Origin of the sequence: Paenibacillus sp. PDC88 (assembly GCF_900106725.1) — a bacterium.
Classification (GTDB): Bacteria; Bacillota; Bacilli; order Paenibacillales; family Paenibacillaceae; genus Paenibacillus; species Paenibacillus shunpengii.
Genome location: NZ_FNNT01000005.1, coordinates 319,255 through 345,474 on the forward strand (window position 1 = coordinate 319,255; position 26,220 = coordinate 345,474).

The window sequence follows — 26,220 nt, forward strand, 5'->3', positions numbered from 1 at the left end:
CCCCTTTTTGTTCTGCATGCGCTTAACCCGATCAAGCCCCTGTTCAGAATTTTGGATTTCATACAAATGTTTGCGTTTTTGTTAATCTAGAAATTGTGCAAACGTTTGTCCCAATCGTAAGCATTTTCCTCTTTCAATAGGCACTTGACTCAAATTTCAGAGGTTATTGATAAGTTTCAGGTTAAGTAAGCGCTTTATCAGCAAGCTAATCATAACCGAGAATTCAAATTTGTTAAAACGTTTGCACATGTCGTTTTCAGCCAAATTTACTCATTTTATTCATACTTTCACCTTGTTATCTTCATTATCCGTTTCTATACTTCTATTTACTTGATTTATTACTATTTATACTTGTAAAACCTAGGTATTTTATACCAAAAATTTTTATTATGCCTTGATCAGGGGTAAATATATGGTGTGAGTTTCTAGGATTTATTACGGGGTATGTATTAAATCGACTTAATTTTGATGATGATCTCCACAGCGGGCAAAAAAATCTCATTTACAAACATGCAATTCATGGATTAACATAATCGGTAAAACGCAAACGGTTCCATGGAGGAGGTGAAATAAATGGCGGTAACGATCAAAGACGTGGCAAAGATGGCAGGGGTATCACCATCCACGGTATCACGTGTCCTGTCTGGGCACCCGAGAATCAGCCAGAAGACAGCCAGTAAGGTTCGTACGATCATGACGGAGCTGGGTTATCATCCGAACATGATGGCAAAAAGCCTCGTATCCAAAACAACCAAAAGTATTGGTGTCATATTACCCAAACCGGCAGAAGAGCTGTTCCTTAACACCTTCTTTATGGAGCTTATTCGTGGAATTGTATCCCAGGCCAACAAGTCAGGCTACGATATTGTGATCAGCTCGGGAGCCAATGAGCAGGAGGAAGTCGAAGCTGTTGGAAGACTGGTCCATGGCGGACGAATTGACGGTGCGGTACTACTTCACTCCAGGCAAAATGATCCCGTTGTAGAATATTTGCATAATCTGGACTTTCCATTTGTACTTGTGGGACGTAATGAACAGTATCAGGATGTATTATCAGTCGATACGGACAATGTACAGGCCGCCTATGATGCAACCCGTCATCTCATATCCTTCGGCCATGAACGAATAGGCTTTGTCAGCGGTCCAAAGAACCTCATTGTATCCAAAGACCGGATGAAGGGCTATAAGAAAGCCATGCATGAAGCGGGACTCTCTACCAAATCAGAATGGATTGTCGAAGATGATTTCCTGCAGGAGAGCGGGTATCGAGCAATGTCATTTTTCATGACGCTTCCCGAACGCCCAACCGCCCTTGTCGTCATTGATGATGTGGTGAGCTTCGGTGTTCTTCGCGGGTTAAATGAATTAGGCTATAAGGTCCCTGAGGACTTATGTATTGTCAGCTTTAACAATAATGCAGTCTCCGAGCTGTACAGCCCTCCACTGAGCAGTGTAGACATCGGGATATACCATCTTGGATATGTGGCATCACAGGCACTCATCCAGGCGATTCAAGGAGATGACAAGTCGCTGTTCTGCAAGCGCCACATCATTCCACACCGATTAATGGTTAGACAATCCTCCATGCACAATGTGATGAGAACCACATAATGATGTGTTGAAATTTGCGAAACAAATGAAGCCCTACCCAAAGAATCGGCTTCGGTTCAAACGTTTGCATAACGTTAACAACTTATTATTAATATTGAAATAGCGACATATGAGCAAACAACTTTATTTGCACTATTTTACTAATAGTAGCACAAAAAATAGTGTACCCGCAGTCCTCCCGGGCAGCGGGTAATTCGTGCAACAAATAACTACCATAATGACTAAACTTCCTCCTCTACTCCTTCTCTTCCGAGCCTTTCTTCTCGTTACGCTCCTCTTCATACTGGGTGCTGTTTCTGATCAGCTCAATTAATTCGAGCTTCATACTTTGCAGCGCATCCTCCTTGGGCATCGGAATATACCGGCTTAAGAGCCGCATATCTTCTTCGAACATCTCGATAATGCGGGCCATACTCTCTTCATCTCCTTGCTTAACTCCTGCCACGAGCCTTAGGAACTCATTCTCTGGGATATGCTCTGGATCGATTTTCTTTTCCATTTGTTCACCGCCTGCTGGCTTATATTCATTCGTTTGGATATTTCTGCTTCACTGTGACCTTCTATATAGAACAACCGGACCACTCGCTTGCCTGTCTCGGAGGGAATCAGCCCCAGCAGATATTCAACGTACAGCTTCGAGTCGACTTCCTGCTCAGGAGAGCTTGCAGACAAATGCACATGCTCCAGCATGATAGGTATCTCCCTGCGGCGCTCCGAGCGGGCCCGATAACCAAGACGCCAAGCGATACGTTTAAGCTCCTGTTGATAATACTGAACGGTCTGAACCATATTCATACCACCTTTCGATTTAGAAAAACAAGAACATGTGTTCTTATTTTTATGCACATTATAATCGATCCCCCTCTTTCTTCCAAGTCCCAAAAATAGAGTTCTAATCTCCTACCGCTTGAGTGTACAGCTGCTTGGCTGTTCTTTCTTGAATTTTCGCCATATCCTCGATGTAGAAAAATGTTTTAAAACTTTTTTTGTGTAATAGGTTGTAAAAAGAACGGTTAAAACTCCTTTATAAGTGAAAACAAATTCATAGCTCATTGCAAAAGGTACTATGAAATTGTTTCAAGGAACAACAAAAAAACATTGTAGGAGGATGAACATAATGAGCTGCAAACAAACCAATCTGCCTGTAGAAACTTTAACTGTACCGGGGAACATCAACATCGATATCGCTTCGGCTTCAAGAGGAGACGAACGACGTTTAATGGTGAGCGATAACCCCGAAACTCTGACTGCCGAGAGCTTCCCGGTTGAGTACGGAACACTGTGGCATGATGTTGTCCAAACATCAAAACGTTCCATGAAGCATCGTATATTTGGATGGCACTACAATCGCACGGGTGCTCCCGTTAAGTTGGGTGTTACGATTGAGAATAAAGACAAGGAACGGATTGAAGTACGTCATATTGAGAGAGATCTAATCCTCGGACCGTCTACGGTCAGCTGGATTATAGATGTTGGGCAATGCATTGCTAAATCCTGCCTTGGCGGAACACTTGACCGGATCAAGCCCGTTGATCATCACAAATTTGGAACTGGGGTTGCACTTATCGAGGAATTTATTGTAGAGGAGGATGTACTCGCGGGATTTATCTATGAGTTCACAGTGGAGCATGCGGATGGAAAGGGAAGTCAGGATTATGAGATTCGTACCGTCGCATCCAAACTGCTGGACAAGGATCTGCGTGAAATTACGACAGAGCCTGTACCTCCCCGCCCAGCGCCTCAAGCACATCCTCGCGGCAGCTGGACATTCTCTGAAACAGATGCCGTTACCCCTGTATACCGGATAGGACAAAGTGCGAACTACCGCACATGTGCAGGAACCAAGCTCACGGGAGAAGCGCCCGCTGACCTGCTGTTTACCGCCGAGAATAGTACATTGCCGAACTCACTGACGAATCGCGGACAATTTGGTGCTGTCTATCAGGTGACCATTCCCATTCTGAATGAGACGGACAGTGAAGCGTCCGTACGTATACGTGTCAATCCTCGAGGCGGGGCCTTTGCTGGAGCTGCCCTGATTGATGGCAAGACCTATGGAATTCCGCTGCTGCGTAACAACACCCAGCTCAGCCCGATCGCGGATATTACGGTTCCGCCGGGTGAGAGCTCCTACAGCTTCAAATACATGACGGCAGGCAGTGCAAGCACGCCGCTTGGCATCTACGTAACCACCATTGTCTAGCTCAATGTCTAAGTGTGCCGATCGACGCATCTGAACAGAGATCAACACATCTACGTTCAAGCACTGCTCTTCCTCAATAGAAATCCTCCCACACACAAAAAAACGTACCCGCTGGCCAGCTCCTGGCTCCTGCGGGTACGTTTTCTTAGTTTCTTTTCTGCATCTTACGATGCAGGGATAATAATTTTTTGTCCTATTTGCAGCTGGTGTACATTGTTTATTTTATTTGCCTTGGCGATTGCATTCCAATCAACGCCATATTTCAGACCAATTCGGTACAGGTTGTCCCCTTTCTTGATGACATACACCCGTTCCTTGCCCGCTTCCGGTTTCACAGGCTTAGGCTCCGGCTTCGGTGCTGGAGTTGTCGGTTTTGGTTTCGCCGGCGTCTCTTCCGCTTCCGGCTCTTGAGCTTCTGGAGCGGCCGTGTCTGTATCGCCTGATAAATCTAGGGAATACTTGCCGAAGCCATCCTTATTGTCACCAAGATAAGTCATTGCCCCGCTTAACTTCGCATCGGCAGTAACTATGCTGCTGGCTGCAGGAGAGGTATTGAAGATAATTTCCGGCGTACCGGATACCTTGGCGAATGACCAGTTTCCATCAGCAGACGGGTTAATCGTCTTGTTCTGTGCAATATAGTCAATAATGACTTGACGGCTCTCATCTGGAGCAGCCATAATAATACGCTTGCCGTCCGGATTTGCCAACTTGCTGGAGCCTGCACGATAGTTATTTGTCGCTACAATAAATTTTTGCTCAGGATCGATTGCTTTGCCTTCGTATTTCAGGTTCTTGATCCGGTTTGAAGAGGCACTCACGACGTTGCCTTTGCTGTCATATTTCGCTGGCTCCGTCACATCAATCTCGTAGGTTACACCATCAATGACATCATAATTGTATGTCGGGAAGTCAACATTCACGAGTTCCTGCTCTCCACTCTTAGATGGATCAATGGTATTGAACTGTCCTGCGGACCATTCCAGCCATTCCTTCACTTCTGCTCCAGTCAGCTCAACTGCATGAACGGTATTAGGGTATACATATAGGTCAGCGACATTCTTAATTGCGATTGTACCTGCCGGAATATCTGTATAATAGTCCGGGCCCATGCGTCCGCCTGCCTTAAATGGAGCCCCTGCGGACAGAACTGGAATTCCCTCATACTCTGTGCCTTTTAGCTTGTTCTCAACATACCATTTCTGTGCATTGGTTACGATTTGAATGGATGGATCATCCTGTACCAGTGCAAAATAACTCGTGATCGGCGCGGTCGTTTCCCCTACCGGACCTCGCACGTATTCCACAGTTGCTTCGTGTTCCGCTTGTACCGCTGCCGCTATTTCTTCATCTAATGCTGCAAGCGATTTAGCATTGGCTGAATCGTAGATTGGACGGGATACGGCTGCCGAATTGACGACCTCCCATTCTCCATTCACCTGCGTAAGCTCCAGATCAATGACTCCAAGATTATCTCCCCAAGCTCCCGGCTCAACGGCTGCGACACCATTAATCGTGCCTTTCTCCAGATCAACGCCATTCATTCCTTCAAAAGCAGCACTAGGGAATATCTTATGGGCATGTCCGAACAGAATCGCGTCGATACCTTCGACCTCACTTAGCGGAAGCACAGCGTTCTCCGCCATATCTGCTGGTGGATTCTCATCATAGCCCGTATGTGCCAGAGCTACGATCAGATCAGCCCCTGCCGCCTCAATCTCGGGTATGAACTTCTCAGCTGTTTTGACAATGTCCTTGGTGATGACTTTGCCTGTTAGGTATGCGCTGTCCCATTGCATAATTTGAGGAGTAACAAGACCGATGACCCCGACCTTGAGCGTGTGCTCCTTACCTGACTCATCCGTTACTTTCTTCTCAATAATCTCATACGGTTTATAATAATTCACATCATTGCTCTCATCCTTATCGCCGTCATCCTTGTAGATGTTAGCATTCACATAAGGGAAGTCTGCCCCTTTTAGCACCTGATCAAAAAACTCCAGTCCATAGTTGAACTCATGATTCCCAGGAGTTGCCGCATCATAATCAAGCAGATTCATTGCTTTATATACCGGATGGACCTCGTCCCCCTTCAGCGGCTTAACCTTGGCTACATAATCACCCAGCGGCGTGCCTTGAATGAGATCCCCATTGTCAAACAGCATGCTGTTCTTCGCTTCACCGCGTGCTTGCTTGATCAGCGTTGCCGTTCTTGCCAGACCATAGGTCTCAATAGCTTTATCCGTATAGTAATCATAGTCTATCAAGTTGGCATGAATATCTGTCGTTTCGAGAATACGAAGCTTAACCTTCGCGGCTTCCTCTGCGGAGACCGGTTGTCCTGGAATGGCAAAGAGCTGAAACAACAGGGCTGCCGTTGTCATCCCTGCCAATAATGTATTTCTCTTCTTCAAATGTACCCCTCCTGTATTAGGTCCTTCTTTACCCTTGCCACAGTTGCTGTTATCAAGCCTGACGACTGGAAGAAATAAACTGCTAAATGATATTTTATACCAATAATTAGATGTGTTAAAGAGAGAAGTTTTTGATCAGTGCACAATATTTATACTTATTTTTATGAAAAACACACAAAAATGACTTTATCCTACAACGAGTAAGTAATGTAATTTGACATCACGATGTCGGTTATTTATGTAATTTGTCCCTGTACCCCTATCCATCCTGAGTCATCATCAAACAAAAAGAAAAGCAAGAGAAGCTCCATACCGCCTCCCTTGCTCTTCCATCAATACTCATGGTTCTCTGCTGTTTAATGATCGCTGATCATACGACTCACCAGATTACGCTTCCCATACCTGCAATTCCTGACCCTTGCCCGTATACTCAATCCGTTTAGGCGTGATATCCAGGATGACGTAATTGGGATCATCAGGTCCTGTGAACCATTTTTCCATATTGTTATTCCACAGCTGCTTACGGAGTTCACCATTACGGCTCACTTCTGCTGTACCTTCGATCTCCAGCAGATCCTTCGTTCCACCTGATTCGTAGCCGAGCAGCAGGCTGACATTCGGATTATCCTCCAGTTCCTCTACTTTGTGGGTACAACGGTTGGTCGCCATATAAATGCTCAGACCGTCATTATAGACAGCCATATATCTCGCTTTCGGCTTACCGCCCTCCACCGTTGCAAGCGAGCAATACGGATTGTCCTCAATAGCTTGTATAATATGTTGTTCCAGATCTGTTTTATTCATCGCACTTCAGGTCTCCTTTCAAAAATACACTCTATTATTAGTGTACCCTGCTCCTGAAAGTTGAACCCATGGATTATATAAGTAAAATCTATTGAACAGGAAGGAGTCTCTCTCGATTTCCCATGTAAGGACGGAGCGCCTTCGGTATATAAATGCTGCCATCCTCCTGCTGGTGATTCTCGAGAAGTGGAATCAGGATTCTTGGCGAGGCCACGGCCGTGTTGTTCAATGTATGGCAATACCTCAGATGACCTTCGTTATCCCGATAGCGGATATTAGAGCGGCGTGCCTGAAAATCATGCAGGTTCGACGACGAATGCGTCTCCCCATAGCTGACCCGGCTAGGCATCCAGGTTTCAATATCGTACTGTTTATATGTCTTTTGCGACATATCGCCTGTGCACACTGCCACGACCTGGTATGGAAGCTCCAGCGCCTGAAGCAGCTCTTCTGCGTAGCCCGTTATTTCCTGGAGCACCTGCTCCGACACCTCCGGATCAGCCTCTGTTAGTACGACCATCTCTACTTTGGCAAACTGGTGCACCCGATAGAGCCCGCGCACATCACGTCCTGCAGAGCCTACTTCGCTCCGGAAGCTTGTCGATACGGCCGCAAGCCGAACGGGTGCTGCCACATCAATGACCTCCCCTGCATAATACGAGATGAGCGGAACCTCTGAAGTACCGATCAGAAATTTGTCCTCTCCTGCAAGCTCATAAGTCTGGTCTCGACCAGTTGGAAAAAATCCTGTGTTCTCCAGCGCCTCTTCCCGGACCATGATCGGCACCTCCATCGGCACGAAGCCGTGCTTCATCACGATATCCAGCGCAAGCTGCTGAACGGCGCGATGCAGCAGGACTCCGTCTCCCTTTAAATAGTAGCTGCGCGAGCCGCCAACCTTGACGCCACGTGGAGCATCAATGAGCTCATGGAGCTCTCCAAGTTCCATATGGTCCTTGATCGGGAACAGAGGATCACTGACCTCTCCGACCTGTCTTACAATGACATTATCCTTATCGCTCTGTCCTCTAGGCGTGTCAGGAGATACCATATTCGGGACGAGCAGCCGCAGCGCATTATAACGTTCCGTCACTTCGGCTAGCCTTGCTTCTGCTTTTTCAATCTGCCCATTCAACTGCCGCACTTCTTCACGGGCCGCTGCTGCCTCCTCCCGATTCCCCTCTCTCATCAGCTGTCCTATTCTCTCCGAATCCATATTTCGCTGTTGCCGGAGCTTCTCCACTTCCGTAATCAGCTCTCGACGTACATCATCACACGTCAGCAGCTCGTCTATAGATACGTCTATCTTCTTCCAATCCGCTGCTTCCTGAACCTGTACAGCATGGTCCCTTATCCATTTCATATCCAGCATTGTCGTCACCCCTAAGTTAATTTGGTCAAGCTAAAAAAAGCATAGAGCGCCCTCATCCGTTGGGACGAGGAGCGCTCTATGCTCGCGGTGCCACCCAATTTATTGAAGCAGACCTCATGCGGTCAGCATTAGGTTCCACTTCAATCACTTTGGTTCCGCGATAACGGGCGGTGCCGATTAACTTAGGGGAAGGCTAGCGCCTTCCCTTGGCGAGAATACCTCCGAGTTGGATGCTCTTCACAGGCATTTTTTCACGTTTTCAATTAAAGGTATTATAATTTAGACATTTCCATATGACAATGATTTTATTCTTGATTATGCTGTACTTTCCAGCCAAGGAGGGCTATAATTAGCTTCTGAAATGTCCTAAACTTCATATTCAACCTCAAGGGGTGCTGGGTTAGCCGGCTGAGATAGTATCCGTGAAAGCGTGTTAGATACGTACCCTTTAAACCTGATCTGGGTAATGCCAGCGTAGGAATGGAGAGAATTCGAGTGTGCTGTTCTATTTTACTGACAGCCCTTAGCCCTTACGTCTGCATGCGTCCCTTATCCGGGACGCTTTTTTTATTATGGTCGCAAGAATGCCATTGCACTCTATCCGATCTCCCTTATCAGTATGGCTGTCAAGGAAGCCTCAATTGAAATTATAGGAGTTATTATGGAAATTTCGTCAAGAATAGGGGTAATTGAAAAGGAGAGAGAAACGTGTACAAAAAGTTAGGAATGTTGTTGCTGGCGGTACTCATGATGATCATCACTGCCTGCGGCAATAGCGGCACATCGAATGAGGAATCTGGTGCAGGCGCGGAGGAGCCGGCAGCGAGCGATAGCCTCCGCGACATCAAGGTCGTCCTGGACTGGACGCCAAATACGAATCATACCGGCTTATATGCTGCAGTAAGTCAAGGCTTCTACGAGGAAGAAGGTCTGAATGTCGAGATTATTCAGCCCGGCCAGGCCGGTGCAGATACGATGGTCGCTTCCGGAGAGGTGCCTTTTGGCGTAAGCTATCAGGAAGGGGTCACCCAAGCACGGACACAAGGCGTGCCGATCGTATCCATTGCTGCTGTCATTCAGCATAATACTTCCGGCTTTGCAGCTCCTGCTGACCGTAATATTGAATCTCCGAAGGACTTCGAGGGTAAAACCTATGGAGGATGGGGCAACCCAATTGACTCAGCGGTTCTTGATACAATTATGGGTCTCGAAGGTGCGGATGTAAGCAAAGTGAACAATATAAACATGGGGGATGCAGATTTCTTCACCGCAACGAAGCGAGACATCGATTTTGCCTGGATCTTCTACGCCTGGACGGGTATTGAAGCCGAGCTTCGCGGGGAACCGATCGATATGTTCTACGTTAAAGACTATTCCGAGAAGCTGGATTACTATACACCTGTACTTATTACGAATGAGGCAACCATTGACGAGGATCCGGAGCTGGTCAAAGCCTTCATGCGCGCAACGACCAAAGGCTATGAATATACAATTGATCATCCGGAGGAAGCCGCGGCGATACTTAGCGAGGCCGTGCCTGACCTCGATAAAGAGCTTGTGCTTGAGAGTCAGAAATGGCTCAGTCCGAAATATCAGGATGATGCCGCTCGCTGGGGCGAGCAAAAAGCAGAGGTATGGCAGAACTATTCCGACTGGATGGTTGAGCACGAGCTGCTGGACCAGCCACTGGATGTCGAGAAAGCTTTTACGAATGAATTTCTGCCACAACAATAATTACTGAAGAAAGCGTTGGTGACCCATATGGCTCAAACATTGCTAAGTATTCAAGTCATTCCGAAGACACCGAATGGAGAAGATTCGATCCCTTATGTAGACCGTGCCATTGAAGTGATACAGCAATCCGGGGTGAAATATCAGGTCCATCCCCTTGAAACGACGCTGGAGGGCGAGCTTCCTGAGCTGCTCCAAATTGTGCAGAGAGTTCATGAGGTACTCGTTGAGGCTGGCAGCCCGAGCATTATTTCACAAATCAAGATTGCCCATTACCCAAGCGGAATCAGCATGGAAGGACTAACGGAGAAGTATCCATCATGAAGCGTGTTGTAAGAAGTGTGCTGCCGCCTGTCGCGGCGGTCATTCTCTTTTTGGCGGTATGGCAAATAGCCGTGCCGCTTTTTCACATTGAGAAGTGGATTCTGCCAAGTCCTGTTGATATTACCCGTGAAGCAGCTGCACAGGCTGCAAGTCTTACTGAACATACTTGGGCGACTGTACAGCTCACCCTGCTCGGCTTCGGCATTGGTGCTGCCATTGGTCTTCTGACAGCCATGGTGCTGCATCTGGTTCCATTTATGAAAACGGCCCTTTATCCATTGCTCATTCTTAGCCAGAATATACCTACGATTGCACTCGCACCGCTTCTGATGATCTGGTTCGGATTCGGTCTGCTGCCCAAGATCATCGTTATTACACTGGTCTGCTTCTTTCCGATCGCAGTATCTGCTATGGACGGACTGATGCAAACGGACCGCGCGATGCTGAGCTACATGAGAATGGCCGGGGCCAGCAAGGGGCAAATCTTCCGCAAGCTGGAAGTGCCTCACGCGCTCCCGTCCATCTTCTCAGGTCTCAAGATCGCAGCCACCTACAGCGTCATGGGTGCAGTCATTGCCGAATGGATCGGGACAGACAAGGGCATCGGCTATTATATGATGCTGCAAAAATCGGCCTATCGGACAGATCGGGTATTCGTCGCCATGGCTATCATCGTTCTCTTGAGCCTGCTCCTCTTCGCCATCATCGCTATGCTGGAGAGAGCGCTCGTCCGCTATAAGACAGATGATCATAGAAAATCGGGTTCATAAGACGGTTTGAGTCGATGAATCTTGATCCAATTACGAAAGGAGGATATCCTAATGCATCCTTTATTAGAAGTGTCAGACATCCGCTTATCATTTCGTCAGAGAAAGCAGCAACTTCATGTCCTTGATCACATATCACTTACGGTCGGCCAGGGTGAATTCGTCTCGATTATCGGACCCTCGGGCAGTGGAAAGAGCTCTTTATTTCAAATCATTGGCGGACTTCTACAGCCCGATGCAGGAACAATACGCCTGGATGGAGAAGTGGTAACAGGAACTCGTGGCAATATCAGCTATATGCCACAGCAGCCAGCCCTGCTCCCATGGCGGACCATCGCGGATAACATCAAGCTCGGCAGCGAGGTTGCCCCTGCTAAATTCCGCAGCAGACAAGGAGCAGATGACGACATTACCACGCAGCAATGGATTACTAAGGCTGGTCTGAGCGGCTTTGAAGATATGTATCCGCACAAGCTGTCAGGTGGAATGCAGCAGCGGGCTGCCTTTTTACGCGCGCTTTTAAGTCCACAGGAGCTTATGCTGCTCGATGAGCCGTTCAGTGCGCTGGATGCACTGACGAGAAGCGAGATGCAGGAGTGGCTGCTCGGAATATGGGAGCAATCGAAGCGTTCAGTGCTATTCATTACGCATAATATTGAAGAAGCGCTTCTGCTCTCAGATCGGATCTATGTATTTTCAAATCGCCCGGCAAACGTACTCCATGAGGTGAAGGTTCCATTCGTCCGTCCAAGACAGGAAGCGTTGACAGAGGACCCCCAATTCCTCCGCTTGAAGCGTGAAATATCTGAATGGATGCGGGAGGAAAGACGTAAACAGCCGGTGACTGCCGGCTCTTATCCGAACACGAAGTAAATCAAGCTAGGAGGTGATAAAGTAATGCAGCAGTCTGAAGAGGATTTAGCGCCTGTCATTGACTCGCATATTCACCTGGACCAGTATGAAGACGAGAAGCAGCCCTTGCGTCTGTCGTTCGCACAGCATCAAGTGGAGGCTGTAATTGCTGTATCCACCCATCTTGTCTCCTGCCAGAGAACGGAGAAATTAGCGGCCTCCTCTCCTTCAGTGATCTATCCTGCGTATGGATATCATCCTGAGCAGCCCGTCCCTTCTGAGTCGGAGCTAACAGCATTATTTGAGTGGATGGAAGAGCATCTGAACCACATGATCGCCGTAGGTGAAGTCGGCCTGCCCTACTACACGAGATTGGAAGCCGAAGCCGATGGTAAGTCTCTGGAGATGCAGCCTTACATCGATATGCTGGACAAGTTCATCGGGTTCGCCAAGAAGCACGATAAGCCGATCATTCTGCATGCAGTCTATGAGGATGCAGACATTGCCGTCGAGCTCTTGGAGTCTCATCGCTATGCCAAAGCGCATTTCCACTGGTTCAAGGGTGCAGAGCACACAGTCATGCGCATGGCGAAGAACGGATATTTCATCTCTTTTACACCAGACATCGTATATGAAAAAGAAATTCAGGATCTTGCCAGCATCTATCCTCACGAACAGATTATGGCAGAGACTGACGGCCCATGGCCTTTTGAAGGCCCTTTTGCTGCGCATAAAACACATCCCCGCATGGTCAAGGACGTAATCCGCGCTTGGTGTGATGTTACAGGAATGAAGCTGCAGGCAGCATTTGATTTATTTTATAACAATACCAAACGCTTCTATGGCATTTGAGACCCAAGTAGAAACAAGTCATGCATCTTACATATCAGCCTGCCCCTGAGGATTCAGGGGTTTTTTCAGCTTCATGCTGAAATGATCTTCTACATCTCTTTGTCCATTTCGTTCTCGTAATTCCCCTTTTCATGCAGCCATTATTTGAACTATTGTCGTAAACGCAGGAAAGAATTAAAATTTGAGAGCATGCAGCATATTGGCACAAGAAACAGCTGAAGGAATGGACCGTAACACATGCTCCGCTCACTTCCGTCTGATCTTATTCCATTTTGTCGCCTTCAAAAATGTAAGCACTTTCAAAAAATGAAAGGAAACGTGGATTATATGCTGGGCTCCCGTTACTTTAATACACTTCGCAGCCAAATATTTATAGGTTCTTTGATCGTTATGCTGCTCGTTCTCGGCTCCATCGCACTTATCGTATACAACCAAATATCTGTACTCCTCCGCAGCAACGCAGAGAGCCATATTCAGCAGACCGCTGTTCAGGCATCCGGCAAGCTGGATGTCCTTCTGAATCAGATTGAGAACTGGACATCCCAGGTGGCAACCGATGCCACTGTTCAGCGTGATCTGGCACTTGAGGCCGCAGGGCAGCACATCAGCTTCTCACAGCGGCAGCAGCTGCAGGAGGAGGTTCGCAAGCTTGAGGCGTATGCCACATCGATTCGTTCTATTGAAATATATACTGCCGATTATCGCAGAATGCTTCCGCTTGATGATGCGGAGCTTGATGATCGTGTGCCTGCGGGATGGATTACGAGGACGGATGAGGCTGAAGGCCGGCTTGTGTGGTTTGGCATTGATGCCAGAGATCCGGCCAGCGTTGTTGCCATTCGAAATATACGAATTATTAATCAATCCTACCAGGCGGCAGGATATGTCGTTGTTCGTATTGATAAGAGCTTCTTCCAGCTCACAGACAATGACTCCGGGAAGCTTGAATTCCTGAATTTGTTTGATCATGAAGGGAAGCCGATCTCCCTCGCAGCTATGCCAGGGGTGAGTCCTGATATCCATCTTCGGGAGCTGCAGTCCTCTGTAGAGCTGGATGGTGAGCCTTATATCACGGTTGAGCGGCAATCCGAGAAGACCGGCTGGAATCTCGTCATCTTGTCTCCTGCCGATTATCAGGCAGAGGGGATCAGCCTGCTACTCACCGTTATGATAGTTTCCGTGATCGGCGGGGCTTTGCTGTTCGTCATCCTCTCCTTCTTCCTGTCGACGATGATTACACAGCCCATTCTGAATATGATTAAGGTGATGAGGACCTCTAAGTTCGGCACGCTCAAACCTAGTAAGGTCACTTCCGCTACGCTTGAAATTCAAGAGCTAAGCAACACATACAATCAGATGGCGGACCGAATGAATGAGCTTGTTGAGGTCGTATATCAGAAGGAGATCCTGCAGAGCCGCACGGAGCTCAAAGCGCTGCAATCGCAGATTAATCCACACTTCCTGTTTAACACGCTGGAGGCACTGTACTGGGCTCTCGATGAAAAAGGAGAAGAAGAGCTTGGCGAGGTCGTCATTGCGATGTCCGGTCTGTTCCGGTATGTCATCAGCCGGGGCGATGATGACGAGTGGGTAACGATTGATGATGAGCTCAGCCATGTAGAACGTTATCTAACGATTATGGATATCCGCATGGGAGACAGACTCTCCTGGAGGATCACTTGTGACGAATCCATGAGATCTGTGCCGATCCCCAAGCTGCTGATCCAGCCGCTCGTGGAAAATGCCATTCTTCACGGACTGGAACAGCAAGTCGGTGCGGGAAGCATTGAAGTTCTCGTTGCTCCCTCCGACCGTGCGGGTTATATCGATGTCATGATCAAGGACAGCGGCCCCGGCATGAGCGAAGCGAAGCTTCGCTCCCTGTACACGGCTATGGAGGGGGGGCATTCCGCTTCCTCTAAGGGAACGGGCATCGGCATTGCCAACATCTACAGGAGACTAAAGCTCAGCTACAACCGGGAAGGAAGCGGACTTCACATTGCCAGCGATTTAGGCATAGGCACGGTTGTTACAATGACGATACCCAATGAACCAGGAGGTACTTTTTATCATGAAAAAGATACTTATCGTGGATGATGAGCCCAGAACGAGAGAAGGGATTCGCAAAACACTGGAATCCTGGTCTTCCGGGCAGCATGAGATTGAGACCTCGGCCAGTGCGGTGGAAGCCCTCGAGCGGCTTAAGATCAATAACGCGCATCTCGTCATTACGGATATTCGCATGCCCGAGATCAGCGGACTTGATCTGATTGAGCAGATTCATGACTCCCCTGTTCCACCCGTTGTCATTGTCATCTCAGGTCATGCTGAATTCGATTATGCACAGCGAGCGCTGAAATATGGTGTGGTGGAATATTTGCTCAAGCCGATTGACAAGAAGAAGCTGGTTTCTGCTGCAGAGCTTGCTCTTCAGCGTTATGAGGATCAGAACCAGATTAAGAAGATGAAGAAGCTCGTCGATCCGAAACTGATGGCGACCACGCAGGAAGAGCGCCAGTACAGCCTCCCTGTCCAGGAAGCGATTGATTATCTGGAGCAGCATTTGCATGAATCTGTCTCCTTACGCGATCTATCGGAGGTGCTCCACATGAACACAAGCTACCTGAGCGCCTTATTCAAGGAACAGACCGGGCTTACATTCAGTGATTATCTGACACGCAAGAGGCTTCAGCGGGCCAAGGAGCTGCTGCTAAATACCAGGCACTCTATCAATGAAATATCGGAGATGGTTGGATACCAGACCCCCAAATATTTTGTGAAAGTGTTCCGAACCGCCGAAAATGTAAGCCCCGGGAGATACAGACAGCACATGCTGGAGGGTTCAGAGGAAAAGATCCAATAAAAGTGGTATTTAACCCAAAACCTGTTACGTTATGCGCTTACAAAAGCTTTGCTACAATTCAACATAGAGACAAATAAAGCGGTTTCAATAACCGACTTAGATCATAAAGCAAAGGGGATGTAAACGTGTTTAAGACAAAAAAGAAGTGGTCATTCATGGCTGTGACTCTCTGCTGTGCTATCGCACTTGCAGGCTGTGGAAACAGTGAATCCGGCGGTAGTGCAGAAGGAACAGATGGCGGAGATAAAACAACGATTAATTTCATGCACTTGTGGCCGGAAGGCGTGTCTGCCGGACAGAACAAGATCGTAAATCAAATCATAGAAGACTACCAGACAGAGAACCCGGATATCACCATCAAGACAGAGGTTCTCGATAACGAGCAATACAAGAATAAGCTTAAGGTCCTCTCTGCTTCCAATGAATTACCCGATGTCGGCATTACTTGGGCAGCAGGCTTCATGACACCTTACGTCGAAGGCGGATTGTTTACCCCTATTGATGATCTGCTTGACGGCGAGCTGAACGGCAAGTTCGTAGAAGGAACGACCGAAGCCTTCAACATTGACGGCAAGACGTACGGACTTCCACTGGAGTTTAATATTACACCTGTGTTCTATAACAAAGCGATCTTTGAGCAGTATGGACTCGAGACTCCGCAAACCTATGAAGAACTAAAGGCAATCATTTCGACCCTTACCGAAAATGGAGTAGCTCCGATTGCACTGGGGAATAAGGACCGCTGGACGGGGTCACTGATTTATATGTTCCTTGCTGAACGCTTTGGCGGACAAGAAGCACTCGCCAGCGCCATTAATGGAGAAGGCTCCTTCACAGACGAAGGCCTGACAAAAGCGGCGGCAGAAGTACAGTCCCTTGTAGACAGCAATGCATTTATTAAAGGCTTTAACGGCCTGTCTAATGAAGAAGCCAAATCAGAGTTCCTGAACGGCAATGCAGCCATGTACATCATGAGCACATGGGAGCTTCCTAATTTTACAACGAATGAAGAAATTCCGCAGGAGTTCCGCGACAGCGTAGGATTCTTCAAGTTCCCTGAAGCCGAAGGCGGTAAAGGAAATGTGGACAGCTGGGTTGGCGGCCCTGGGGTTGGACTCTTCGTGTCGGAGAATTCAGAGGTCAAGGATGAAGCGAAGAAATTCGTTGAATACTTTGTATCCCAATGGGGTGAGCAATCCGTAACCGGTGCAGGCGTAATTCCTGCAACCAAGGTTGATACAGCATCACTTGAGCTTCCTCAGCTGTATATCGACCTGTTCAATGAAATGAACAAAGCAACCAGCATCACCTTGTATGCCGATGTGCAGATGCAGGCATCTGCTGCAGAGACGCATCTGAATCAAATCCAGGCATTGTTCGGCAAGGCCGTGACTCCTGAAGTATTCGCGGAAGAGCATGACAAAGCCATTTCCGGAAACTAACCAAACACAGCTTAGAATAATCATAACAGGTGAACTGGCCCGGTCCTGTACCGGGTCAGCTCGTTATATAACGGAAAGGAGTTTGATTCCTATGGACAAAGTGATGTCTAACAAGAAAATCATTGCCCTATACGTGCTTCCAGCCCTGCTGCTGATCTTAACGCTTGTATATATTCCGATCATCTTGACCGGCTATTATGGTCTGCATGAGTGGAACGGCATTGGTGCCATGAAATTTATTGGATTCGATAATTATGCTAATCTGCTTCAAGATAAAACGTTTTGGGATAGTGCCTGGCACTCCCTGCTGCTTGCGATATTCTCCGGCCTGAGTCTCCTTGTCTACTTGGCTGTGGCGATGGTCGTGGCGGGACGCATCAAAGGAGCCAATCTATTCCGCAAAATTTATCTTGTGCCAATGCTCCTGTCATCGGTTGCAATTGCACAGCTATGGCTTCGGATGTACCATCCAACAAACGGTGTCATTAACAGCTTCTTAACCTCTATAGGCATTGATAACCCTCCTGCATGGCTGGCAGAGCCTTCACTTGTACTGATTGCGCTCTTCATCCCGATTCTGTGGCAGTATGCAGGTTTTTATATCTTGATCTACTACTCTGCACTGAAGAATATCCCTACTTCACTTGAAGAAGCGGCCAAAATTGACGGTGCTACCGGAATTCAAATTGCACTAAGAATCAAGCTTCCGCTCATTATGGAAGTGATCAAGGTTACCATCGTGCTTTCTCTAGTCGGTTCCCTTAAATATTTCGATTTGATCTACGTCATGACAGGCGGCGGACCCAATGGTTCTAGTGAAGTTATGGCCTCCTATATGTACAGTGAGGCGTTCAAATCCTACGACTTCGGCTACGGCAGTGCCATCGGCTTCTTCCTGCTCATTATCTGTCTTGTCGTGACCTGGATCATTCGTAAGCTGACAGCGACGAAAGATACGATTCAATACTCATAAGGAGGTAACCTTCATGATGCACACATCTGCTCAGATCGGCGGTACCGTAAAGTCCGGGTCCAGCATACTGAGAAAAATCGGCTATGCGCTGCTGTACATTATTCTCATCGGCGTGGCCGCATTTCAGCTGTTCCCGCTGCTATGGCTGCTGCTCTTCTCGCTTAAAAATAATCAGGAGGTCTTCAACCTGCCTCCCCTATCCCTCCCGCAGAATCCGAAGTGGGAGAACTACGCAAAGGTATGGAATTCAGGTAATATTGATGTATACTTCTTCAACAGTGTATGGATAACGGTTGCGGCAACGGTCATCACCGTCGTGCTTGGAAGCCTGGTGACCTTCGCGATTACACGGATGAAATGGAAAGGCAGCTCTCTTGTGCTCGGCCTGTTCATGGTTGCCATGATGATTCCCGTTCACTCCACGCTGATTCCTTTGTTCAGCATGTTCAACAAGGTGGGTCTGACCGACCATCCGCTGTCACTGGTGCTCTCCTATGTTGCATTTAATATGCCGATCACCATCATGATCCTGTTAGGCTTCTATTATGCGCTGCCTAAGGAAGTGGAAGAGGCTGCTATCATTGACGGCTGCAGCGTGAACCGTATGTTCTTCCGCATTGTGCTGCCAATGACAAGCTCGGTTATTGCAACGACAGGCATTATTAACATGATCTATAACTGGAATGAGTTCATCTTCGTCAACACCTTTATCAGTTCAGATCATTACAAGACGCTTACGGTAGGCGTGCAGAACTTTATTGGACAATACACGACAGATTGGGGAGCCATCGGCGCTACGCTGATGATCAGCATTCTGCCCATCCTCATAGCCTATATGTTCCTTAGCGACCGGATCGTGGAAGGTATGGCGGCAGGAGCAGTAAAAGGTTAACGGTGAGTTTTAAAAAAGCTCCGAACCCTTCCGCATGGTGTTCATCCCATGCGAGGTGTTCGGAGCTTTTTTATGACTGAAGATATTATGAAATAGATTCGCTCTTATAGATAAAGTAATCAAAATCAGCTGGCAGGCTCTGTCCCGACGTATCCTGGCTGCGCATGCCGACGAACGCTCCTGTGAAGAAGCCGCCGCCCTGAATGTAATCATCAGACAGCTTATGAGATTGGAATTGCACCGGAATGGTCGTCCAGTCCTCTCCATTCCAAGAATAGGAGTACTCATAAACGTCATATTTTACATCTACACGGAGGTATACGTATTCTACCTCATCTGGAATGACAATTTCATTCCCCTGCAAAGGCTGGGAGAAGGAGAAGTTATCGCAAGCGACGAGCTCGAGGATTCTTCCCTTCTCCTCGTTCCATGTGATCTGGCAGGAAGTCCAGTTCTGCGTATTGTAATAGTTGCTGAGTCCTGCAGACTGCTGGAATGTCGTCGGATTAAATGCCACCTTGGTCTCTGCTGTGAACCGGAAGTGCTGCCAGCGTCTCGCGATAAATGCCTGTGTGAACTTCGATGAGAACGACTCTTTGCCGTACAGTCTTAAATGTCCCGGACGATCTGTGAGTGACATAATCTCACTTCCGAGCGGAATCCGCAGGCTTTGGAAATGCAGGTTCAGCACTTCGCTGTCAAAATCGTCCTTCTCCGGGAAGTCCGGACCCCAAATGACCTCTTCCATATTCGGCCCTTCAATCTGAAGCGAAGGCTGGTTGCCGCCGACTACGTAAGGCCATCCATCTCTCCATTCGAGACGCTGAATCGCAGTTTCGCGGCCGAGCGGACAGTATCCTCTTGGATCAAGCAGCGGTTGTCCTTCTCTCGAGAGTGGTCTGCCGGTCAGATGCACCAGGAACCATTCATCTGTATGGGTATGCACGATCGAGGAATGTCCTGCCTTCTGCAAAGGATTGCGCGGATGAGCAAAGGAAGATATAAGCGGGTTCTCCGGATGCACCTCATAAGGACCACGCAGGTCTTTGGAACGCGCAAGTGTCGAGCAGTGATCATACTTCGTTCCGCCTTCTGCCGTGAGCAGGAAGTAAGTACCGTCAATTTTGTATAAATGCGGAGCTTCTGTCAGCTTAATGTCGGTTCCCTTAAAAATAATCTCAGATTTGCCAATAAGCTTCTGCTGCTCAGGATCATATTCTTGAAGCGCGATACCATAGAAAGGGTGATTCGAGGCCCGTTGATCCCATACCATGTTAACCAGGTACTTCTTGCCATCCTCATCATGGAATAACGACGGGTCAAAGCCGGAGCTGTTCAGGTAGATCGGCTCAGACCACTCTCCATCAATCGTGTCACAGGTTACCAAGTAGTTATGGGAATCCTTCCACTGCCCCTCTGTCACTTTGACATCGGTGTAGATGAGCCAGAATTTGTCGTCATGATAGGACAATGCAGGTGCCCATATCCCTCCAGAGTCGGGATTACCCATCATATTCAGCTGACTCAAGCGATTAAGCGGTCTTGATACAAGTCTCCAGTTCTTAAGATCTCTTGAATGGTAGATTCCCACACCAGGAAACCACTCGAATGTCGATACGGCAATATAATAGTCATCCCCGGCACGGCAAATGCTTGGGTCCGGGTTAAATCCCGTCAAGATCGGGTTCTGGATTGTAGCCATCGATTATGCTCCTTCTCATTACGGTCCATGCTGTTGTTTCTATAGTTATCATTTACCCAACTTATTCAGCATGATATTCCCCGTATATTTTTAGTAGTATGCTATAATCATAGCAAGGTTTATCTCGTTTACCCATATCCAGAAGAGGTCACAATTTATCCAAATCGAGCAAATAAAAATCAAATTATAAAGAAGGTTAAGAAGGTGAATCCAGCATGAACAATAGCAACGAACGCAAAAACGAGCAGCCCAAACATCGGCTCAAGTTTCCGGCGGCAGAGCTTGGTCAGGACGAGCACAAGCGCACGGAATTTATGCTGCCGGATATGAATTCTACATTCCGTGTCTTTGCCGCCCATTACCGCACTGTAGACTCCAATTGGAGTTACCCTGCTCATTCGCATCCCTTTTTCGAGGTTAACCTCGTTCTATCCGGATCACAGCGTATGAAGGCAAACGGGCAGCCTTACCTTCAGCAGCCCGGCGACTTGATGCTGCTCATTCCTGGTGAGGAGCATGAGAGCTATGCAGCTTCTGCACAGGGAATGACCTATTATTGCATTCATTTTGACGTGGATGAGCCTGCATTCAGAGAGCTGCTATGTGCCCGAAGCGGTCCTTTCTTTGATTCGGGAAGTGAACTCAGCAAGCAGATCCGGCCTGCACTGGACAAGCTTATTATGCTTACTCTGGATGAAGCGGGTATGCGTGTACAATCACGAATGATGATCCTCTCGGCCTTGTTCGAGCTGTTTGGGGCACTCAGTCATGTGCTGTCCCAGGAAGAACACAGTACGCCTTCGCAGATTAACCCGACTGCGTCTTACGTAGCCTCCAGACTGGAACAGATGGTAGGAGATATTGAGAATGAGGATGGGGATGCCTTGGCGCATGATACCGTGGAGTCCATCGCTCAGGAGGTCGGCTATAGCACATCTTCGGTGAATCGGATGTTTTCCCGTGCGTTTGGCTTATCGCCAAGACAGTATATGTCCATGTTAATTCTTAAGAAAGCCAAGCTGCTGCTGATGGATCCCGATCTGTCCATCGAGGAGATCTCGATGAAGCTGGGATATAAGAACATCGCTCACTTCAGCAGACAATACAAGCGGTGGACGGATGAATCGCCCAGCCAGTTCCGTGCAAGATTTCATAAATAGGACAATAAATTGGCATACCGACCGTAGTAACTAATAGAAGGCACGCATTACAACTCAGAATTGTTCATTATAAAAAAGACACTGTCCGTTTAACGCAGGGACAGTGTCTTTGGTTCGAAGTATATACTTAACGCTTCATAAAGCCCTTGCTCTCAAGAAATGCCTTCAGCTGCAAGCGGGCAGGCTGCGTCAGACGCTTCGCCATCATTTCAGACCACGTTGCGGTCTGCTTGCCGGAGGAACGTTCTTGCATATAAGACGATAGTGTCTTGTCGTATTCCTTGACCTGTACCCTGGTCTCTTCACGGTCATATCCGTTCTTGTGAAGCACTGCAGGCAGCGGCAGGCGGGGCCGAAGCAGCGGCTCCTGATCCGGAACACCAAGGCACATACCGAACACGGGATATACCAGCTCAGGCAGACCCAGCAGATCAGCAACCTCGGCAATTTGATTGCGAATGCCTCCAATATATACGATACCGAGACCGAGTGACTCGGCTGCAATCGCTGCATTTTGTGCAGCAAGCGCGACGTCAATCGTCGCCACCGTATAATTCTCCGTCGTATCCTCATAGGTCTCCTCGCCAGCTGCCTCCGAAACGGCCGCTTCGCGAAGTCGATACAAATCGGCACACCAGACAAGGAAGACCGGACATTCCTGAATATAGGCCTGGTTGCCGGCAAGCGAAGCCAGCTCATTTTTCAAGCCTGAATCTGTGACGGCGATAACGCTGTAGGCTTGCACATTACTGGATGAGGAAGCCATTTGAGCCGCAGCAATGATCGTGTTAAGCTGCTCATCCGTGACAGGCTCATTTTTGTATTTACGGATCGAACGATGATTCATTAACAGGTTAATCGTATCATTCACGACTTCTTTCACTCCGTTTTCTATATAAATTTTCATAGGCGATAGTTACGTCTTTAAGTCTACTCCCTTGCCGGGACCCTTTCAAGGCAGGCCCCGGCCGTTCATATAAGCCTTTGATCACTCTGCATCACAATGATTATACAATTCCCGGTGCGGACAAAAGAATCGCGGCAATAAACACCAGCTGGAGCAATGTTCGGACAGGCAGTGTTGGAACGGGCCGCCCGCCAATCGTTAGCCTTTCATTCGCAGCCTTCATGTTGGCGGGGAACATGGCAGCCAAGAGTACGACCAAGCAAACCGCCGCCAGCGTAGAGAGAGCGGGAATTACGAGTCCAATTGCACCTGCGATTTCCAGCAATCCGGTAATTGTCACTACCCACTCCGGCTTTGGCACCCAGCTTGGCACCATCCTGACGAGATCACCACGCTTGCTCCCCCAATGGGCAGAAGCCCCGAGCAGAAGCATGATGCCGGATGCTGCCTGAAGGGCATGCTGCCAGCTGTCGAAGTAATCCCACCCTGCCAATCCTAAACATCTCAAGACGATGAATGAAACAATAAGAGCATAAAAAGGTATCATACCCAGCTCCACTCCTTTTCATGATTCATATCAATTGATAATTATCCGACAGCTAATCCCTTTTCAACATGCTCTGGATCAACGATGTAAAATCATCCGCTCTGAACAACCCCGGAGCAATTCCAGGAATAGACGACCGCAGTCGTTGGCCGAGTGAAATAAGCACCAGCAGCTCTGCCATCCGGTTGGCATCGACCGAATCGTGAATGACGCCTGCTTGCTGCCCGGTAACTATCCACTCCCGGGAATAGCGGAATGTCTGCTCATAAAAAGCCTGCAGCACCTCCGCAACCGCCGGCTCCTGCTCCTTGCCCAGCAAATACATCAGAATTTGGTTCGTTACGTTTTTTCCGTCCTCGAGTGCAGGAAAACTTTCCGCTATGCGGCTCATCGGCCCGTCAAACGTCTTCCCCCGCTCCTCTACTTCAGCCTCAAAACGGGCATGTGTTTCAGCCACAGCCTCCTGCAGAACCATTGCAAAAATTTCATCCTTCGTTTTTACATAATGGAAAATTGCCCCCTTGGATAGCTGTGAACGCTCCATGATGTCCTTCATTTTAATCGTCTCACACCCTTGCTCCCGCACAAGCTCCTTCGTTGCATCCAGCAGATTCCTGACCGTTTGCCTCTTCCGTTCCTCCTGTTTCACTGGCTTCCTCCTAATCGTTACACTGTAATTATTTGGTTATGATCTTATTATAAAAACCGACCATCGGTTTGTAAATTGTTTTTTCATGCACGTTTATCTTTGATTGTATTCCCCCACAAAGGAGCCTCCGCACTGTGGAGAACCAGCTGACCGAATAACCTCTGTCTTAAGCGTAAGTAGAATGAGCAAGGAGGCTTGTTTTTCATGGATGATCTCTCCCTTCTTCAAGTATCTTCCGATATGCTTATCCGATTCTTAAGATTAAAATGAAATTGCTGATCAGGTTGAATCAACCGCCTGTTGTAGTCCATGCCTCTTCTGAGGAGAGGCAGCGTACAACCGAAGGTACCCATACCCCAGCGAGTGTTTACACGCAGAGCGACTTTTGGCTTTGGATGCTCTGTTTTCACTTCGAGAAAATGCTTCGCATCCAAAACAACCCGGAGCGTGGCAGGCAATACAGGAGCGACTGGAACTTTTTGCGCGATTCCTAAGTCTAATGGGAAGAGAGGTGACGCACTTGGACTCAGATCATCAGATTTTATATAAACTCATGGACGAGTATGGCAACGACGTCTGGAATTACGCCTATTTTTTGACGAGAAACCGCGATCACGCAGATGATATCTCCCAAGAAGTTTTTATCAAGGTATATCAAGGGATGCATACATTTCGCGGAGACGCCTCTACGAAGACATGGCTGTTTACGATTACTCGAAATACCGCTTTTTCCTATCGAAGATCCCGCTTCTTCAAGCAGGGTCTGCTTGGCGGCCGGATCGCTTCATTGGATTATCCGGTGGAAGGCAGCAGCACTGCAAAATACAGTACAAGCACCTCACCTTCTGCCGAGACGGAGGTTATGGAACAGCAGTACGCTGATGCGATATGGGATATCATTATGGAGCTTCCCGACAAATTCAGGGAGGTTCTTGTGCTGTCATTAAAATATGACATGAAAATAAAAGAGATTGCAGAGCTGCTGAACATCTCGGAAGGCACCGTAAAATCCAGACTGTCCCGTGCCAAGCTGAAGGCGCAAAAAGAATTAAGGAGGCTCGAAGAATGACCGATCAACATGAAGACTGGCAGGAGCGATTGAAGAAGGGGCCTTTTACAGAGGAGCCTTTTACAGAAGAGCATAAGCAGCGAGTCATCCAAACGGTACAGAATCTGACTCCTCATTCTCAGCCTAAGCCACGACCTTGGCAGTGGAGACGTATACTTATCACTGTTGGTATCAGTGGAGCGGTACTCGCTTCCGCATGGTGGCTTACACCCAATGGTGCTGTTACCGAGAACATAGCAAGTATATCGGATGAAGCGGCTGAGACCAGCCAAACCGAATCCATGGGAGCCGAGTTACATTCGTTCCCCAATCAGAAAAACAACGATAATGCCAGCTCCGAACGCACTTCTCCCTCCTCAGCTTCGGAGCAGTACAACCAGCAAGATGAGGCCGCAGCCGAGAAGGAAGACAGCTCCGGCAGCGCATCAGAGAATGTGGAAGAGCAGCTTATGACACAACAAGGCTCAGCAACGGGCACAACCGGCTCTGCCGAGAGTATGGCTGTCTCGTATTCCAGCTTCGAGGAGCTCTTAGCTGATTCCGTGCTGGCTGCCGAGATTGAAGTCTTAAATGCCAAATCAGACCCTTATGAAATTGAAGTTAAGGACGTTCTCTACTCCACAACCGGGGTTACACCCGGCGAGAAGATTAAGCTGAATTATACCGGCGTGAAGCAAGAGCACGAGCCTACCCGAGCTCAAGACAGCTACAATCCACTGTTATCGAGCGGAGACCATGCCATTCTGTTCTTACAGAAACGCGGAGATTCAGATTCTTATTATATTGCTGGAGTCTACCAAGGGAACTACATGGTGGAACAGGGTAAAGTCTCCTCTATAGGAGAAGGACCAAGCGCCGAGGAGCTGGAGCACATGAAGGAAGACAGCAGCACCTCACGGTTCGTCACAGATATGGAACTAACGAAATTTAAAGAAATGCTCCGAACCATTGTCAAAAAGTAAAACATTGGACTGAACAAATCTTATGAATTCACTATTCATTTATCCGTTAGCGACTATTGAATAAGCTAAAAAATACCTGGTCATCTCCACAATGAGATGCCAGGTATTTTCTTTCTTTGCTTCG

The 26,220-nt window shown here is 48.0% G+C and carries 24 protein-coding genes and 1 riboswitch; of the genes, 15 read left to right on the top strand and 9 right to left on the bottom strand.

Features of this window, described 5'->3' with window-relative positions; translation table 11 throughout:
* Nucleotides 1-573: 573 nt before the first annotated feature.
* Nucleotides 574-1,611, top strand: coding sequence for a LacI family DNA-binding transcriptional regulator (locus BLW49_RS17310; protein WP_076314856.1), 1,038 nt, complete (start codon nt 574-576; stop codon nt 1,609-1,611).
* 235 nt (nt 1,612-1,846) lie between these two features.
* Here the strand turns inward: BLW49_RS17310 and BLW49_RS17315 are convergent, their stop codons facing one another.
* Both BLW49_RS17315 and BLW49_RS17320 read right to left on the bottom strand, forming a co-directional pair.
* Nucleotides 1,847-2,110: a hypothetical protein gene (locus BLW49_RS17315; RefSeq protein ID WP_076314857.1), complete on the bottom strand. Its 264-nt coding sequence runs from the start codon at nt 2,108-2,110 to the stop codon at nt 1,847-1,849.
* Complete coding sequence (locus BLW49_RS17320; protein WP_090725804.1) at nt 2,062-2,400, bottom strand: RNA polymerase sigma factor; 339 nt, start codon at nt 2,398-2,400, stop codon at nt 2,062-2,064. Before BLW49_RS17320 ends, BLW49_RS17315 begins: the two co-directional genes overlap by 49 nt.
* 328 nt (nt 2,401-2,728) lie before the next feature.
* Between BLW49_RS17320 and BLW49_RS17325 the strand changes: the two genes are divergently transcribed.
* The gene (locus tag BLW49_RS17325) at nt 2,729-3,814 is read left to right on the top strand and encodes a hypothetical protein (RefSeq protein WP_371264572.1); all 1,086 of its coding nucleotides are present in this window, start codon (nt 2,729-2,731) and stop codon (nt 3,812-3,814) included.
* A 164-nt stretch (nt 3,815-3,978) separates the two neighbouring features.
* Here the strand turns inward: BLW49_RS17325 and BLW49_RS17330 are convergent, their stop codons facing one another.
* The 3 genes from BLW49_RS17330 to serS all read right to left on the bottom strand — a co-directional run bounded on the left by BLW49_RS17330 (nt 3,979) and on the right by serS (nt 8,404).
* Nucleotides 3,979-6,228 (bottom strand): bifunctional 2',3'-cyclic-nucleotide 2'-phosphodiesterase/3'-nucleotidase, encoded by a 2,250-nt coding sequence (locus BLW49_RS17330; protein ID WP_371264573.1) that lies wholly within the window; start codon nt 6,226-6,228, stop codon nt 3,979-3,981.
* A gap of 387 nt (nt 6,229-6,615) precedes the next feature.
* On the bottom strand, nt 6,616-7,032 hold the full coding sequence (locus BLW49_RS17335) for a pyridoxamine 5'-phosphate oxidase family protein (RefSeq protein ID WP_076314860.1): 417 nt from the start codon (nt 7,030-7,032) through the stop codon (nt 6,616-6,618).
* A gap of 88 nt (nt 7,033-7,120) precedes the next feature.
* The gene (gene serS, locus BLW49_RS17340) at nt 7,121-8,404 is read right to left on the bottom strand and encodes a serine--tRNA ligase (RefSeq protein ID WP_090725808.1); all 1,284 of its coding nucleotides are present in this window, start codon (nt 8,402-8,404) and stop codon (nt 7,121-7,123) included.
* Nucleotides 8,405-8,782: 378 nt separating this feature from the next.
* A riboswitch (TPP riboswitch) is annotated at nt 8,783-8,902 on the top strand.
* Nucleotides 8,903-9,130: 228 nt separating this feature from the next.
* Between serS and BLW49_RS17345 the strand changes: the two genes are divergently transcribed.
* From BLW49_RS17345 to BLW49_RS17390, 10 genes are all read left to right on the top strand, one after another.
* Nucleotides 9,131-10,138, top strand: a complete 1,008-nt coding sequence (locus tag BLW49_RS17345) for an ABC transporter substrate-binding protein (protein ID WP_076314954.1) — start codon at nt 9,131-9,133, stop codon at nt 10,136-10,138.
* 27 nt (nt 10,139-10,165) lie between these two features.
* Nucleotides 10,166-10,459: a thiamine-binding protein gene (locus BLW49_RS17350; RefSeq protein ID WP_076314862.1), complete on the top strand. Its 294-nt coding sequence runs from the start codon at nt 10,166-10,168 to the stop codon at nt 10,457-10,459.
* Nucleotides 10,456-11,229, top strand: coding sequence for an ABC transporter permease (locus BLW49_RS17355; protein ID WP_076314863.1), 774 nt, complete (start codon nt 10,456-10,458; stop codon nt 11,227-11,229). The genes BLW49_RS17350 and BLW49_RS17355 overlap by 4 nt, the downstream gene beginning before the upstream one ends.
* Nucleotides 11,230-11,280: 51 nt before the next feature.
* Nucleotides 11,281-12,099: an ABC transporter ATP-binding protein gene (locus BLW49_RS17360; RefSeq protein ID WP_076314864.1), complete on the top strand. Its 819-nt coding sequence runs from the start codon at nt 11,281-11,283 to the stop codon at nt 12,097-12,099.
* Between the two features lie 24 nt (nt 12,100-12,123).
* Nucleotides 12,124-12,930, top strand: a complete 807-nt coding sequence (locus BLW49_RS17365) for a TatD family hydrolase (protein WP_076314865.1) — start codon at nt 12,124-12,126, stop codon at nt 12,928-12,930.
* A 306-nt stretch (nt 12,931-13,236) separates the two neighbouring features.
* Entirely contained in the window at nt 13,237-15,027 is a 1,791-nt protein-coding gene (locus tag BLW49_RS17370) for a sensor histidine kinase (RefSeq protein ID WP_256209807.1), read from the top strand.
* Nucleotides 15,002-15,793, top strand: a complete 792-nt coding sequence (locus tag BLW49_RS17375; protein WP_076314867.1) for a response regulator transcription factor — start codon at nt 15,002-15,004, stop codon at nt 15,791-15,793. The genes BLW49_RS17370 and BLW49_RS17375 overlap by 26 nt, the downstream gene beginning before the upstream one ends.
* A 155-nt stretch (nt 15,794-15,948) precedes the next feature.
* Entirely contained in the window at nt 15,949-17,235 is a 1,287-nt protein-coding gene (locus BLW49_RS17380) for an ABC transporter substrate-binding protein (RefSeq protein WP_090725921.1), read from the top strand.
* Nucleotides 17,236-17,326: 91 nt separating this feature from the next.
* Complete coding sequence (locus BLW49_RS17385) at nt 17,327-18,208, top strand: carbohydrate ABC transporter permease (protein ID WP_076314868.1); 882 nt, start codon at nt 17,327-17,329, stop codon at nt 18,206-18,208.
* A 13-nt stretch (nt 18,209-18,221) separates the two neighbouring features.
* Nucleotides 18,222-19,100 carry a carbohydrate ABC transporter permease gene (locus tag BLW49_RS17390; protein WP_076314869.1) on the top strand — a complete coding sequence of 293 codons (879 nt, stop codon included), beginning with the start codon at nt 18,222-18,224 and terminating at the stop codon, nt 19,098-19,100.
* Between the two features lie 85 nt (nt 19,101-19,185).
* On the opposite strand, the gene BLW49_RS17395 is transcribed toward BLW49_RS17390, so the two are convergent.
* On the bottom strand, nt 19,186-20,802 hold the full coding sequence (locus BLW49_RS17395) for a glycoside hydrolase family 43 protein (RefSeq protein WP_090725810.1): 1,617 nt from the start codon (nt 20,800-20,802) through the stop codon (nt 19,186-19,188).
* 215 nt (nt 20,803-21,017) lie between these two features.
* Between BLW49_RS17395 and BLW49_RS17400 the strand changes: the two genes are divergently transcribed.
* On the top strand, nt 21,018-21,962 hold the full coding sequence (locus BLW49_RS17400; protein ID WP_090725812.1) for an AraC family transcriptional regulator: 945 nt from the start codon (nt 21,018-21,020) through the stop codon (nt 21,960-21,962).
* Nucleotides 21,963-22,089: 127 nt separating this feature from the next.
* Here BLW49_RS17400 and nfsA read toward each other — a convergent pair whose 3' ends face one another.
* The 3 genes from nfsA to BLW49_RS17415 form a co-directional block, all read right to left on the bottom strand.
* Entirely contained in the window at nt 22,090-22,833 is a 744-nt protein-coding gene (gene nfsA / locus BLW49_RS17405) for an oxygen-insensitive NADPH nitroreductase (protein ID WP_076314957.1), read from the bottom strand.
* A 136-nt stretch (nt 22,834-22,969) separates the two neighbouring features.
* The gene (locus BLW49_RS17410; RefSeq protein ID WP_090725814.1) at nt 22,970-23,416 is read right to left on the bottom strand and encodes a DoxX family protein; all 447 of its coding nucleotides are present in this window, start codon (nt 23,414-23,416) and stop codon (nt 22,970-22,972) included.
* A 52-nt stretch (nt 23,417-23,468) separates the two neighbouring features.
* Nucleotides 23,469-24,065 (bottom strand): TetR/AcrR family transcriptional regulator, encoded by a 597-nt coding sequence (locus BLW49_RS17415; RefSeq protein ID WP_076314872.1) that lies wholly within the window; start codon nt 24,063-24,065, stop codon nt 23,469-23,471.
* Nucleotides 24,066-24,576: 511 nt separating this feature from the next.
* Between BLW49_RS17415 and BLW49_RS17420 the strand changes: the two genes are divergently transcribed.
* Nucleotides 24,577-25,134 carry an RNA polymerase sigma factor gene (locus tag BLW49_RS17420; RefSeq protein WP_371264574.1) on the top strand — a complete coding sequence of 186 codons (558 nt, stop codon included), beginning with the start codon at nt 24,577-24,579 and terminating at the stop codon, nt 25,132-25,134.
* Nucleotides 25,131-26,096 (top strand): hypothetical protein, encoded by a 966-nt coding sequence (locus BLW49_RS17425; RefSeq protein WP_090725816.1) that lies wholly within the window; start codon nt 25,131-25,133, stop codon nt 26,094-26,096. Before BLW49_RS17420 ends, BLW49_RS17425 begins: the two co-directional genes overlap by 4 nt.
* Nucleotides 26,097-26,220: the final 124 nt, after the last annotated feature.

Coding starts and splice junctions, on each gene's coding strand:
- BLW49_RS17360 (WP_076314864.1), top strand. CDS start 11,281: ATGCATCCTTTATTAGAAGTGTCAGACATCCGCTTATCATTTCGTCAG.
- BLW49_RS17410 (WP_090725814.1), bottom strand. CDS start 23,416: ATGATACCTTTTTATGCTCTTATTGTTTCATTCATCGTCTTGAGATGT.
- BLW49_RS17345 (WP_076314954.1), top strand. CDS start 9,131: ATGTTGTTGCTGGCGGTACTCATGATGATCATCACTGCCTGCGGCAAT.
- BLW49_RS17375 (WP_076314867.1), top strand. CDS start 15,002: ATGAAAAAGATACTTATCGTGGATGATGAGCCCAGAACGAGAGAAGGG.
- BLW49_RS17390 (WP_076314869.1), top strand. CDS start 18,222: ATGATGCACACATCTGCTCAGATCGGCGGTACCGTAAAGTCCGGGTCC.
- serS (WP_090725808.1), bottom strand. CDS start 8,404: ATGCTGGATATGAAATGGATAAGGGACCATGCTGTACAGGTTCAGGAA.
- BLW49_RS17380 (WP_090725921.1), top strand. CDS start 15,949: ATGGCTGTGACTCTCTGCTGTGCTATCGCACTTGCAGGCTGTGGAAAC.
- BLW49_RS17350 (WP_076314862.1), top strand. CDS start 10,166: ATGGCTCAAACATTGCTAAGTATTCAAGTCATTCCGAAGACACCGAAT.
- BLW49_RS17395 (WP_090725810.1), bottom strand. CDS start 20,802: ATGGCTACAATCCAGAACCCGATCTTGACGGGATTTAACCCGGACCCA.
- BLW49_RS17385 (WP_076314868.1), top strand. CDS start 17,327: ATGGACAAAGTGATGTCTAACAAGAAAATCATTGCCCTATACGTGCTT.
- BLW49_RS17315 (WP_076314857.1), bottom strand. CDS start 2,110: ATGGAAAAGAAAATCGATCCAGAGCATATCCCAGAGAATGAGTTCCTA.
- BLW49_RS17355 (WP_076314863.1), top strand. CDS start 10,456: ATGAAGCGTGTTGTAAGAAGTGTGCTGCCGCCTGTCGCGGCGGTCATT.
- BLW49_RS17320 (WP_090725804.1), bottom strand. CDS start 2,400: ATGGTTCAGACCGTTCAGTATTATCAACAGGAGCTTAAACGTATCGCT.
- BLW49_RS17365 (WP_076314865.1), top strand. CDS start 12,124: ATGCAGCAGTCTGAAGAGGATTTAGCGCCTGTCATTGACTCGCATATT.
- BLW49_RS17425 (WP_090725816.1), top strand. CDS start 25,131: ATGACCGATCAACATGAAGACTGGCAGGAGCGATTGAAGAAGGGGCCT.
- BLW49_RS17400 (WP_090725812.1), top strand. CDS start 21,018: ATGAACAATAGCAACGAACGCAAAAACGAGCAGCCCAAACATCGGCTC.
- BLW49_RS17310 (WP_076314856.1), top strand. CDS start 574: ATGGCGGTAACGATCAAAGACGTGGCAAAGATGGCAGGGGTATCACCA.
- BLW49_RS17370 (WP_256209807.1), top strand. CDS start 13,237: ATGAAAGGAAACGTGGATTATATGCTGGGCTCCCGTTACTTTAATACA.
- BLW49_RS17325 (WP_371264572.1), top strand. CDS start 2,729: ATGAGCTGCAAACAAACCAATCTGCCTGTAGAAACTTTAACTGTACCG.
- BLW49_RS17335 (WP_076314860.1), bottom strand. CDS start 7,032: ATGAATAAAACAGATCTGGAACAACATATTATACAAGCTATTGAGGAC.